Raw genomic sequence first — 12,393 nt, 5'->3', positions numbered from 1 at the left:
ATGCACTCCTTAGCGTGGTTTCAGGGTGGCGATAAGAAAGTCTTTCGAGCTTTCCACTTTACCCTGCTGAATAGCGGCGGCCGGGTCGACGTGCTTTGGACAGACTTCGGAGCAGTAGCCCACAAAAGTACAGCTCCAGACGCCGTTCTGGCTATTAAGCTGCGCCATACGTTCTTTTTTACCGTGGTCGCGGCTGTCCTCGTTATAGCGGTGTGCCAGGGTAATGGCCGCCGGGCCAATAAACTCTGGATTCAGACCAAACTGTGGACACGCGGCGTAGCACAGACCACAGTTGATGCAGCCGGAGAACTGATGGTATTTCGCCATCTGAGCTGGCGTCTGGGTGTTCGTCCCCTGATCCGGCGTACGTGGATTGCCGATGATGTACGGCTTAATCGCTTCCAGACTTTCGATAAAATGGGTCATATCGACCACCAGATCGCGTTCAATCGGGAAGTTACCCAGCGCTTCTACTTTGATGCCTTTGGTGTATTCACGCAGGAAAGTTTTACAGGCCAGTTTCGGCACCTTGTTGACCATCATGCCGCAGGAGCCGCAGATTGCCATACGGCACGACCAGCGGTAGCTCAGGTCCGGCGCAAGGTTATCTTTGATATAGCCGAGCGCATCCAGCAGAGAGGTTTGCTCGTCATAAGGGACTTCATAGAATGCGCTGTGCGGTGCGGTGTCTACTTCCGGATTGTAGCGCACCACTTCGATTTTCAGTTTCTGCATCTCAGCCATTCGCCTTCTCCTTCTTCTCGGCGGCTTCTGCTTCTGCGCCATACACGCGTTTAGCCGGTGGCAACGTCGTGATTTTCACGTCGCTGTAGTCCAGACGGGTGGTGCCATCCGCATCGCGCCAGGCGAGAGTGTGTTTCAGGAAATTGACGTCATCACGTTCGGTGCAGCCTTCATCAAGACGCTGATGCGCGCCGCGTGACTCTTTACGTGCCAGCGCAGAGTGCGCCATACATTCCGCCACGTTCAGGCCGTGACCCAGCTCAATGGTATAGAGCAGGTCTGTGTTGAACACGCTGGAGGTATCGGTAATGCGCACGCGCTTGAAGCGCTCCTGCAGCTCTGCCAGCTTATCCACGGTTTTTTGCATCAGCTCAGGGGTACGGTAGATACCGCAGCCTTCTTCCATCGACAGGCCCATCTCGTCGCGGATTTTCGACCAGTTTTCATTTCCTTCCTGGTTCACCAGGTTTTTCAGCCGTTTTTCGACGTCAACGACCTGGGCATCCAGCGCCGCGCTGTTCGCCTCGCCCGCGGTGGCAGCACGCTCCATCGCGCGTTCGCCCGCCATGCGGCCAAAGACCACCAGCTCCGCCAGTGAGTTTGACCCCAGACGGTTGGCACCGTGCAGGCCGACAGAAGAGCACTCGCCCACGGCAAACAGCCCTTTAATGCGGGTTTCGCACTGCTGATCGGTTTCGATACCGCCCATGGTGTAGTGGGCCGTTGGACGTACCGGAATCGGCTCTTTCACCGGATCGACGCCAACATAGGCTTTTGCCAGTTCGCAAATGAACGGCAGACGTTCCAGCAGTTTCTTCTCGCCAAGATGACGCAGGTCGAGGTAGACCACATCGCCGCGTGGCGTGGCGATGGTGTTGCCTTTGCGCCATTCGTGCCAGAAGGCCTGAGACACTTTGTCGCGCGGGCCCAGTTCCATGTATTTGTTTTTCGGCTCGCCGAGCGGGGTTTCCGGACCCATGCCGTAATCCTGCAGATAGCGGTAGCCATTTTTATTGACCAGGATCCCGCCTTCACCACGGCAGCCTTCCGTCATCAGAATGCCGGAGCCCGGCAGGCCAGTAGGGTGATACTGCACGAACTCCATATCCCGCAGCGGCACGCCGTGGCTAAGCGCCATGCCCATGCCGTCACCGGTGACGATACCCCCGTTGGTGTTGTAGCGGTAAACACGCCCCGCACCGCCGGTAGCCATTACCACCGCGTTGGCGCGGATCTGGACGAGGGTGCCTTCCATCATGTTCATCGCCACCAGACCGCGCGCCTGACCGTCATCAACCAGAATGTCGAGGACGAAATGTTCGTCAAAGCGCTGAATCTGTGGGAACTGAAGGGAGGTCTGGAACAGGGTGTGCAACATGTGGAAGCCGGTTTTATCGGCGGCGAACCAGGTGCGTTCGATCTTCATCCCGCCGAAGCGGCGAACGTTGACGCTGCCGTCCGGACGACGGCTCCACGGACATCCCCACTGTTCAAGCTGGGTCATCTCCGTAGGACAATGGTGTACAAAGTAGTCAACGACATCCTGCTCGCAAAGCCAGTCGCCCCCTGCAACCGTGTCGTGGAAATGGTATTCGAAGCTGTCATGATCCTGCGCAACGGCGGCGGATCCTCCTTCTGCGGCAACCGTATGGCTGCGCATCGGATAGACTTTTGAAATCAATGCGATTTTAGCGTTGGGATTAGCTTGTGCTGCAGCAATCGCAGCACGTAATCCAGCCCCGCCAGCGCCTATAACGGCAAGATCGGCTTGAAAAGTTTGCACGACATTCCTCCAGATTTTTGTTATTTCGCAACGCGATAAACTAAAGGTAGTTCACCCGTCCAAAAGGACGATTGCGAAAGCGTTTCCACTGCTCCTTTATGGGTAAAGCAGTATAACCGCGTGGATGTCAGGGAAATTTGACGTGTTCGATTTTTTTGCTGTTCTGTGCGGCGATTTATCGCGGTGAGTAATGAATTTCGTCGCGCAATTGTTCACCTAAATGAAATGCGCTTTTTTACTGCGCAAAATTTGTCTCCGTCCCTGGTAACGAGTAGACTTCGTGCCCTTGTCTGAAATCGGAGAAAAACTCATGAGCGAAACGGCCACCTGGCAGCCGAGCGCATCCATCCCCAACCTGCTAAAACGCGCTGCAATTATGGCGGAGATCCGCCGCTTCTTTGCCGACCGCGGCGTCCTTGAGGTGGAAACCCCGTGCATGAGTCAGGCAACGGTAACGGATATTCATCTGGTCCCGTTTGAAACCCGTTTTGTTGGTCCTGGCCACTCACAGGGCATGAATTTGTATCTGATGACCAGCCCGGAATACCACATGAAACGCCTGCTGGCGGCAGGGTGTGGCCCGGTCTATCAGCTGTGCCGCAGTTTCCGTAATGAAGAGATGGGGCGTCACCACAATCCGGAATTCACCATGCTGGAGTGGTACCGTCCGCATTATGATATGTACCGCCTGATGAACGAGGTGGACGATCTGCTGCAGCAGGTGCTGGAGTGCTCAGAAGCGGAAACGCTCTCTTATCAGCAGGTTTTCCAGCGTTACCTGGAAATTGATCCGCTTTCTGCGGATAAAGCGCAGCTGCGCGAAGTGGCGGCAAAACTGGATCTGAGCAACGTGGCAGATACCGAAGAAGACCGCGACACGCTGCTGCAACTGCTCTTCACCTTTGGCGTTGAGCCGCAAATTGGCAAAGACCGGCCGACGTTTGTATATCACTTCCCGGCAAGCCAGGCTTCGCTGGCGCAGATCAGCACCGAAGATCACCGCGTGGCGGAGCGTTTTGAGGTCTATTACAAAGGTATCGAGCTGGCGAACGGCTTCCACGAACTGACCGACGCACGCGAACAGCAGCAGCGTTTTGAGCAGGATAACCGCAAGCGCGCGGCACGTGGTCTGCCGCAGCAGCCCATTGATACCCATCTGCTGGAAGCATTGAAAGCGGGTCTGCCGGACTGCTCCGGCGTGGCGCTGGGCGTTGATCGTCTGGTGATGCTGGCGCTGGGTGCAGAACAGCTGGGCGAAGTGATCGCGTTTACGGTCGATCGCGCATAACGCATCGCATTGCCGGGTAGCGCTGTCGCTTACCCGGCTCACCTCTGATGTCAATTAACCTTTCCATTTCCGCACGACAACATTAAAAACTGCCACATTCTCTGTACGCAGGTCTTTTTCTTAATTTGCCCCTAATAGCCACAATATTAGTCTGGTCTTCTGCTACCATCCGCGCAGTTTAACTTCCTTTGGATGGCGCTATGTCCCAGTCACTTAAAAAGATGACCCTCACCGGGCTCATCCTGATGATTTTTACCTCCGTCTTTGGCTTTGCCAACAGCCCGTCGGCTTTCTATCTGATGGGCTACAGCGCAACGCCGTTCTACATCGTCTCGGCCCTGTTTTTCTTCATACCGTTTGCGCTGATGATGGCTGAAATGGGGGCGGCTTACCGCAAAGAAGAGGGCGGGATCTATTCCTGGATGAACAACAGCATCGGCCCGCGCTACGCGTTTATCGGCACGTTTATGTGGTTCTCCTCGTATGTGGTCTGGATGGTCAGTACGGCGGCCAAGGTCTGGGTACCGTTTTCGACGTTTGTTTTCGGCAGCGATTACACTCAGGTCTGGTCTTTGGCCGGTCTGAGCTCCACGCAGGTGGTCGGGATTCTGGCCGTCTGCTGGATGGTGGTTGTAACGCTGGTGGCGTCTAAGGGCATCAACAAAATTGCCCGCATTACCGCCGTGGGTGGGATCTCGGTGATGTGCCTGAACCTGGTGTTGCTGCTGGTCAGCATTGCCATTCTGTGCCTGAACGGCGGACATTTCGCTCAGGAGGTGAACTTCGTTTCCTCGCCCAACCCGAGCTATCAGTCCGGGCTCGCTATGCTCTCCTTTGTGGTGTTTGCCATTTTTGCGTACGGCGGTATTGAGGCGGTGGGCGGCCTGGTCGACAAGACCGAGAACCCGGAAAAGAACTTTGCGAAAGGCATTATTTTTGCCGCAATAGTTATCTCCATTGGCTATTCGCTGGCAATTTTCCTCTGGGGCGTCAGCAGCAACTGGCAGCAGGTACTCAGCAACAACACCACTAACCTGGGCAACATTACCTATGTGCTGATGAAAAGCCTGGGGATGACGCTGGGACAAGCGATGAATCTGACACCGGAAGCGGCGGCAATGATGGGCGTCTGGTTTGCACGCATCACCGGCTTGTCCATGTTCCTTGCCTATACCGGCGCGTTTTTCACGCTGATTTACTCTCCGTTGAAAGCGATAATTCAGGGCACGCCAAAAGCGCTGTGGCCTGCACGCATGACGCAACTGAATACCGCAGGTATGCCCGCCAACGCCATGTGGATGCAGTGCCTGCTGGTCTGCGTGTTCATTTTGCTGGTGTCGTTTGGTGGGGATACCGCGTCAGCGTTTTATAACAAGCTGACCCTGATGGCGAACGTGTCGATGACGCTGCCTTATCTCTTTCTGAGCCTGGCCTTCCCGTTCTTTAAGGCGAAGGAGGATCTTGAGCGTCCGTTTGTGATTTTCAAAACGCGCGCCGCCACGCTGCTGGCAACCACGGTGGTGGTGCTGGTAGTGGCATTCGCCAACATCTTTACCGTTATTCAGCCGGTGATTGAGGCGAATGACTGGAGTAGCGCACTGTGGATGGTGGGCGGTCCAGTCTTCTTCTCGCTTCTGGCGATGGGGATTTATGAGAATTACCGCCGACGTTCTGTGGCGTTGCTGACGGAAGTGGCGTAGCGGTTAAACATTCCCCTCCCGGAAGGGAGGGGAGAAGGGTTACAGACTTCCTGCCGGGCGTGTGCGCGCCGCTGACGTTAACGTTCTTCCCGTTTTACGCCCGTCCAGGCTTTCCAGACGCATCTGGAACGGTGGGAACGGCATATCAATGCCGTGCTCACGGAACCCTGCCAGAATCAGCTGGTGGATCTCATGACGCAGTGGCATACGGTGTCCCATTTCGGCGGCGTAAATACGCAGTTCGAAAATCTGGATCCCCTGTTGTAAATCCACCAGGAACACTTCCGGCGCCGGGTTGTCGATCACAAATGAACAGCGCTCCGCGGCGGTGTAGAGGATCTGAGTGACCTCTTCGCTATTGGCATCCGACGGCGCAGGTACCGTCAGCACCACACGCGTGACGGAGTCTGACAGCGACCAGTTGATAAACTGCTCGGTAATAAACGCCTTGTTCGGCACGATGATCTCTTTACGGTCCCAGTCGCTGATGGTGGTGGCGCGCGTGTTGATCCTGGTGATGCTGCCGGTCAAATCGCGGATCGTTACCGTATCGCCAATACGAATCGGTTTTTCGAACAGAATAATCAGGCCAGAGATAAAATTGGCGAAGATCTCCTGTAAGCCAAACCCTAACCCCACACCAAGTGCCGCCACCAGCCACTGCAGTTTCGACCATTCAATACCAATCATTGAGAAGCCGACCAGCCCGCCAAACAGCATGATCAGATATTTGGTGATGGTGGTAATTGCATATCCCGTCCCCGGGGTTAAATCGAGATGCTGCAGCAGGGCCAGCTCCAGCAGTGCCGGGAAGTTACGCACCAGCTGGGTGGTGATGATCAACACCAGAATGGCTATTAACACCGCGCCTAAGGTAATCGGCTCCAGGCTCTCCACACCTTGTACCGTGGACGTTACGTCCCACAGGGAGATGTTTTCCAGGAAGCCAAACGCGGAGTGAATTTCCGACCACAGGAAGATCACCGACAGCAGGGCAATCAGCATCAGGATGGAGCGTACCAGTCGCAGGGATTGGGTACTGATGGCATCCAGATCCAGCTCGACTTCGTCAGCTTCCGTCGTGCCTTCTGTGCTGTTGACATGGTTTGGCTCTTCCTCGCCACGCGCACGCTGGGCGAGGATCTCTGCCCGCCGGTGCTTGGCACGGTCGAACGCCAGACGGCGGCGCTGGATCAGCATCCAGCGGCGTATCACGTGATACACCACCAGAAGCAGGAACCAGATCGCCACCGAGGTTTCAAGCCTCGCCAGCAGCGCCTTGGCGGTCGCCAGGTAACCCACCGTCGCTGCCAGCATGGCAATCAGCGGTGCGCTCAGCAGCAGGTTCCAGAGCAGCCGGTTGAACATGTTGTCGCCGTTACCGGATTTATCCAGATAGAGCGGGATACCGGCGCGTTTCAGGCTGAGCGTGACAATTGCCAGCGCCCCGCATATCAGCATAAAGCAGAGGCGGCCCAGCGACCCTGAGAATTCCCGGTCGTTGAGTTTATCGAACATGATCAGCGCCATAATCAGCGGCACAATCAGTCCGATGCTCATCAGGTAGTAACGCATGGCGCGTGCAACGCGATTACGCGGCCAGCCGAAGTGAGCGATGAACAAACCGTTGGGCCGCGCGAACGTGGCGCAAATCATTACCACCCACAGCAGTGGCACCGTGGCAGTGACGCCATCGCCAATGGCCACCGCGAGCGGGTAGGGCCAGGCTTCCCGCAGGCCATATCCAAGCGTCATCCACAGGACCGGTAGCGGTGAGGCGACGAGAATCGACCAGAAGACGGTGCGTAACGTCAGCCAGAAGTGATCCTGCGTAACTTTCCCCACCCGGGCGCTGGAGCGCTCCAGGAATCGGGTGAAATACCGGCGCGAGTAAATGCTGAAGCCCACCAGAATCAGCGCGGCCAGCAGCGGGAAAATGGTCTCTTTACTGGTGAGCATCATCACGCTGGCCTGGCCCAGCTGGCTGAAGGTATCCAGCGAAATAAGGCGGCGCAGATCCTGAACAATCTCAATCGGCCACGAGAAGGTCATCGGCCGCACGTCGGAGGTCCAGAAGAGATAACGGTGCGTTGCCTCATTCACCTCTTTCAGCGCATCTTCCAGTTGGCTATTAGAGACCTTGAGCTTGGTCAGTTCCAGAATCAGCGTATCCCCGCCCTGGAGCAGGGAGTTCAGCAATTCACGCTGGGTACGCAACTGGGCTTCCAGAATGCGGTTCTGCTCGCTGGTCAGCGGCTGTCCGTCAGCCTGACGGATCTGGCGGATTTGCGGCTGTTTGTTGAGCAGATCCTCAAAGTGCAGTCGCTGCACGCGCAGCTGAGCCATTTCGGTATCCAGCTGCTGCGGTTTGGGCATTTCCGGCAGGCGTGAGACCTGCGCGCGTAACGCTTCACCCAGCAGGTTTGATGACCCTAGCCACTGGGACTGCTCACGCAACGTGTTAAGCGCCTGGCGGACCTGTAGGGTTTGATTGGTAGCCTGGCGCTGTTGCGAGGCCACCAGGTCCATACGCTGCGCCTGTTGGTTCAGCGCCGCAGAGAGCTCGCGGTTGACCTTAAACTGCTCAACGATGCCGCTGGGCAGGTTCGCGCTGTTTTCCGCCAGCAGTTCGGTGCTTTCAAGCGCACGCTCGGCTTCGCGCTGCCGCTGGCTGTTAAGCTGATTACGCAGGGCCTGCAGATATGCATCCAGCTGTTCGCTCTGCTTCTGCGCCAGCTCAGAGCGCATCCGCGACAGCTCCTGGCGGTTATTGGCGGACAGCTGCGCCAGCTCCAGTTCATCGACAAGGGCTTTGAGGCGAGCAGATTCGGCCTGCAGCCCCAGATTCTGCGCCTGCGCTTGCGGCGTGTTGCCGCTTTGCGTGCCAACGCGACGCTCAACTTCATTAAGCTGGCGGCGGGCATCGGTTTGCTGCTGGGGAAGCTGGCTGAGCGAGTCGGCAATTTCACGCGCCCGCTCCTGCTCCTGCTGAGCCAGACGGCTCTTTTCCAGAAGCTGGCTGCTGACCTGGAGGATCTCCTGATTCAGCGCATCAGAAGACATGTCCGCCGGTATATCGCGCGGTTCATCACGCAGATTACTGAGCTGCGAGCGCAGCGTTTGCGAGAGTTTCGGGAAGTTGTCGATAACCTGCTGATATTGCTGCGCACGCTCAAGGGAGCCTTTTCGCTCCGCAAGCGCGTTCAGGGCGGACTGGAGCGACTCAACGGTCTCTGGCTGAGCGGGTTTTGCCGCTTTTGCCTGCTCCAGTTCCTGGGTTATCTGTTTTGCGTCGGGGGCTGTCGCTGCGTACGCCCCCATGCTGAGGCACCAGGCCATCAGTAGAACGATAATCGGGCGCACGTCAGCGATCCTTCTGTTATTAGCCTTCGTCTTTTTTGTCGTCAACCAGCGGGCTGGCGTCGTGCTCGGCGTCGATCTCTTCTTGGGACAACGGTGCAGGTTCTGCCACCGGCGTTACGAAGGTTTCGGTAGAGACGGCCAGCGGCTGACCCAGTTTGGTGACCGACAGGCTTTCAAGCTGTTCGGCCAGCTTAACTTTACCCGGTGCAAACAGGTTGATAACGGTTGATCCCAGCTTGAAGCGACCCATCTCCTGACCTTTCAGCAGGGCGACAGAGCCTTCTTCTTCACCGGCAGGCCAGGTCCAGCGCTTGATCACGCCTTCACGTGGTGGGGTGATGGTGCCAGCCCAGACGGTTTCAATGCTGCCGACAATGGTCGCGCCCACGAGAATCTGCGCCATAGGGCCGAATTCAGTATCAAACAGGCAAATGACGCGTTCGTTACGGGCGAACAGGTTAGGTACGTTCTGCGCGGTGAGGTGGTTCACGGAGAACAGATCGCCCGGAACGTAGATCATTTCACGCAGGATGCCGTTGCACGGCATGTGCACGCGGTGATAGTCGCGCGGTGAGAGATAGGTGGTCGCGAAGGTCCCGTTACGGAACAGATCCGCCATCAGGTAGTTACCTGCCAGCAACGCTTCCAGGCTGTAGTTATGGCCTTTCGCCTGCAGGATTTTGTCGTCTTCGATGTGACCCAGTTGGCTAATCACGCCATCTGCAGGCATCACCAGCACGTTAGGGTCCGTATTCAGCGGGCGCACGTCGTCGCGCAGTGGGCGGACGAAAAACTCGTTGAAGGTGCGGTAGCTGGCGGTATCCGGCTTCTGCGCCTCTTTCATGTCGACCTTGTAATATTTTACGAAAAGGTCGATGACCAGTTTGGTCAGCCAGCCCGCTCGTTTGCTCGCGCCCCAGCCCGCCAGGCGAGTGAGCCACAGTTTCGGCAGAATGTATTGAAGCGAAAGTTTAAATGAGTTTAACAAGGTAGCCTCCAGGCCATTGTTTTGTCGTTCCTGATCCGGCCGCAAAGCGCCGGAACCTGAAAAAAGGGGACGATTTTAGCGATGCTTAGCTTAGTTGTCAGTTATCAGAATCAGAAAAGTTTTTACGCGTTTTTACCTGATCCATGCTCTCGAGAATGCGGTGGTAGTTTTCAAAGCGGGTCTCTGCTATTTCGCCTTTCTCGACCGCTTCACGGATAGCGCAGCCCGGGTCATTGTCATGTTTACAGTCGCGGTATTTGCAAGCACCTAAATAATCATGGAATTCGACAAATCCGTTGAAGATTTGTTCCGGCTCAAGGTGCCACAAACCGAATTCACGCACGCCCGGGGAGTCAATGACATCACCGCCGTGCGGGAAGTGATACAGGCGTGACGCGGTGGTAGTGTGCTGGCCCAGGCCAGAAACATCAGACACATCGTTGGTCACGATCTCTTGCTGGAGGCCGAGAAGGTTGTTCAGCAGGCTCGATTTGCCCACACCGGACTGTCCCGCAAAGATGCTGATGCGATCGGTAAGCGCCTCTTCAAGCGGTTTCAGACCATCTTTGGTATAGCTGGAAACCATCAGAACGCGATACCCGATGTTACGGTAGATATCCATCTGCTCGTTGACGAAGTTCATACCGTCTTCATCGAGCAGATCGATTTTGTTGAGTACGATGATCGGTTCAACCTGCAGCGTTTCACAGGCGACAAGGTATCGGTCGATAATATTGAGCGAAAGTTCAGGCAAAATCGCTGAGACGATAACGATCTGGTTAATGTTGGCTGCGATAGGTTTAACCCCGTCGTAGAAATCGGGACGGGTCAGTACCGACGTACGCGCGTGGACCGCCTCAACGATGCCTTTTACCGTGACGCCTTCCGCCGCTTCTTTACCCGGGCGCCAGACCACGCGATCGCCGGTCACCAGAGAACGAATCGTCCGGCGGATGTTGCAGCGGTGAATCTCACCGTTGGCGGATTCCACGTCGGCGTGCATACCGAAACGGCTGATGACGATGCCTTCCATCGGTTCGCCAAACAGGTTGTCGTCGTAATCGACCTTCTCCGAAGTGGTTTTAAGACGGCGCTGGTGATTGGCATTCACACGGCGCTGCTGCCCTTTGGAGAGTTTATTTTTACTCAATCGCGCTGGCTCCTGGTCGCCCGTAAGGGGCAAAACCTCTATGATACACTCTAATTAATACTAGTTAACCTGCTACAGCCGGTTATGCGAGAAGGGTGGAAAATAACATGAGCGCGGATGAAAACAACCTGATTTGGATCGATCTTGAAATGACCGGGCTGGATCCCGAGCGCGATCGCATTATTGAGATTGCAACCCTGGTGACCGATGCCAACCTGAATATTCTGGCGGAAGGGCCGACTATCGCGGTTCATCAGTCCGACGACCAGCTTGCGTTAATGGATGAGTGGAACGTGCGCACCCATACGGGGAGCGGGCTGGTGGAGCGCGTTAAGGCCAGCACCATGGGCGATCGCGAGGCGGAGCTGGCAACGCTTGCGTTTCTGAAACAGTGGGTTCCGGCGGGCAAATCACCTATCTGCGGTAACAGCATCGGTCAGGATCGCCGTTTTCTGTTTAAGTACATGCCGGAGCTGGAGTCTTACTTCCATTACCGCTATCTGGATGTGAGCACCCTGAAAGAGCTGGCGCGTCGCTGGAAACCGGAAATCCTGGATGGCTTTAAAAAGCAGGGTACGCATCAGGCCATGGACGATATCCGTGAGTCTGTGGCCGAACTGGCGTATTATCGCGAGAACTTTATTAAGCTGTAATTCAGGCGGTTGCCGGGGGCGTTGCGCGTTACCCGGCCTACAGAACGCATGAATGGTGTAAAAACGTGCAAAGCGATGAATATTCCATCACTTGAACTGAATTTCACAAAAAACGCTTTTAGGGGGGTTGCAGCTAAACGGATTTCTCGTATAATGCGCCTCCCGTAACGACAGAGAAATACACGTTACGACAGCAACAAAAGCAGTGCAAATTTGCGGGAATAGCTCAGTTGGTAGAGCACGACCTTGCCAAGGTCGGGGTCGCGAGTTCGAGTCTCGTTTCCCGCTCCAAAATTTGAAGGTGCTTCTAAAGCACAGACCACCCAAGCGGGAATAGCTCAGTTGGTAGAGCACGACCTTGCCAAGGTCGGGGTCGCGAGTTCGAGTCTCGTTTCCCGCTCCAAAATTTGAAAGTGCTTCCACAGCACGGACCACCCAAGCGGGAATAGCTCAGTTGGTAGAGCACGACCTTGCCAAGGTCGGGGTCGCGAGTTCGAGTCTCGTTTCCCGCTCCAAATTCTTATCATCTCCAGATTATCCACAGCGGAATGCTTCGTTGGGGACATTTTCTATTGCATCTGAAATACTCTTGTGAACAGAGTTATCCACAGAAGCCCTACTCAGTTACAGACCAGAAGAAAATTAGCAGGGTGAATAATATCTTCGTAACATACTGAATTTAATGAAGTAAATTTCATTTCAAAATGTTATTTAGATCACTTGA

The 12,393-nt window shown here is 55.6% G+C and carries 8 protein-coding genes and 3 tRNA genes; 6 read left to right on the top strand and 5 right to left on the bottom strand.

Annotated features, from left to right (window positions below):
* Positions 1-9: 9 nt before the first annotated feature.
* Positions 10-744, bottom strand: coding sequence for a fumarate reductase iron-sulfur protein (frdB, locus tag QMG44_RS14410; protein WP_020882957.1), 735 nt, complete (start codon positions 742-744; stop codon positions 10-12).
* Positions 737-2,527 (bottom strand): fumarate reductase (quinol) flavoprotein subunit, encoded by a 1,791-nt coding sequence (gene frdA, locus QMG44_RS14405; RefSeq protein ID WP_025206263.1) that lies wholly within the window; start codon positions 2,525-2,527, stop codon positions 737-739. The genes frdB and frdA overlap by 8 nt, the downstream gene beginning before the upstream one ends.
* A gap of 310 nt (positions 2,528-2,837) precedes the next feature.
* On the opposite strand from frdA, the gene epmA reads away from it, so the two are divergent.
* The gene (epmA, locus tag QMG44_RS14400; RefSeq protein WP_020882955.1) at positions 2,838-3,815 is read left to right on the top strand and encodes an elongation factor P--(R)-beta-lysine ligase; all 978 of its coding nucleotides are present in this window, start codon (positions 2,838-2,840) and stop codon (positions 3,813-3,815) included.
* Between the two features lie 200 nt (positions 3,816-4,015).
* Positions 4,016-5,515, top strand: coding sequence for a glutamate/gamma-aminobutyrate family transporter YjeM (yjeM, locus tag QMG44_RS14395; RefSeq protein ID WP_086533156.1), 1,500 nt, complete (start codon positions 4,016-4,018; stop codon positions 5,513-5,515).
* 39 nt (positions 5,516-5,554) lie between these two features.
* On the opposite strand, the gene mscM is transcribed toward yjeM, so the two are convergent.
* The 3 genes from mscM to rsgA all read right to left on the bottom strand — a co-directional run bounded on the left by mscM (position 5,555) and on the right by rsgA (position 11,016).
* Positions 5,555-8,878, bottom strand: coding sequence for a miniconductance mechanosensitive channel MscM (gene mscM, locus QMG44_RS14390; RefSeq protein WP_025206261.1), 3,324 nt, complete (start codon positions 8,876-8,878; stop codon positions 5,555-5,557).
* 19 nt (positions 8,879-8,897) lie between these two features.
* A complete protein-coding gene (gene asd, locus QMG44_RS14385) occupies positions 8,898-9,866 on the bottom strand; it encodes an archaetidylserine decarboxylase (protein WP_020882952.1) in 969 nt (322 codons plus the stop codon).
* A 97-nt stretch (positions 9,867-9,963) separates the two neighbouring features.
* The gene (rsgA, locus tag QMG44_RS14380; RefSeq protein WP_020882951.1) at positions 9,964-11,016 is read right to left on the bottom strand and encodes a small ribosomal subunit biogenesis GTPase RsgA; all 1,053 of its coding nucleotides are present in this window, start codon (positions 11,014-11,016) and stop codon (positions 9,964-9,966) included.
* 107 nt (positions 11,017-11,123) lie between these two features.
* Between rsgA and orn the strand changes: the two genes are divergently transcribed.
* From orn to QMG44_RS14360, 4 genes are all read left to right on the top strand, one after another.
* Positions 11,124-11,669, top strand: a complete 546-nt coding sequence (gene orn / locus QMG44_RS14375) for an oligoribonuclease (protein WP_025206260.1) — start codon at positions 11,124-11,126, stop codon at positions 11,667-11,669.
* A 215-nt stretch (positions 11,670-11,884) separates the two neighbouring features.
* A tRNA-Gly gene (locus QMG44_RS14370) sits at positions 11,885-11,960 on the top strand.
* 36 nt (positions 11,961-11,996) lie between these two features.
* Positions 11,997-12,072: transfer RNA gene (locus QMG44_RS14365), tRNA-Gly, on the top strand.
* Positions 12,073-12,108: 36 nt separating this feature from the next.
* A tRNA-Gly gene (locus QMG44_RS14360) sits at positions 12,109-12,184 on the top strand.
* Positions 12,185-12,393 lie beyond the last annotated feature (209 nt).

It is taken from the genome of Enterobacter sp. 200527-13 (assembly GCF_027924865.1).
Taxonomy (GTDB): domain Bacteria; phylum Pseudomonadota; class Gammaproteobacteria; order Enterobacterales; family Enterobacteriaceae; genus Enterobacter; species Enterobacter ludwigii.
This window is presented reverse-complemented; position numbering and strand designations above follow the sequence as displayed.

Excerpts from the sequence above, each read along its gene's own strand:
- frdB (WP_020882957.1), bottom strand. The coding sequence starts at position 744 with ATGGCTGAGATGCAGAAACTGAAAATCGAAGTGGTGCGCTACAATCCG.
- epmA (WP_020882955.1), top strand. The coding sequence starts at position 2,838 with ATGAGCGAAACGGCCACCTGGCAGCCGAGCGCATCCATCCCCAACCTG.
- yjeM (WP_086533156.1), top strand. The coding sequence starts at position 4,016 with ATGTCCCAGTCACTTAAAAAGATGACCCTCACCGGGCTCATCCTGATG.
- orn (WP_025206260.1), top strand. The coding sequence starts at position 11,124 with ATGAGCGCGGATGAAAACAACCTGATTTGGATCGATCTTGAAATGACC.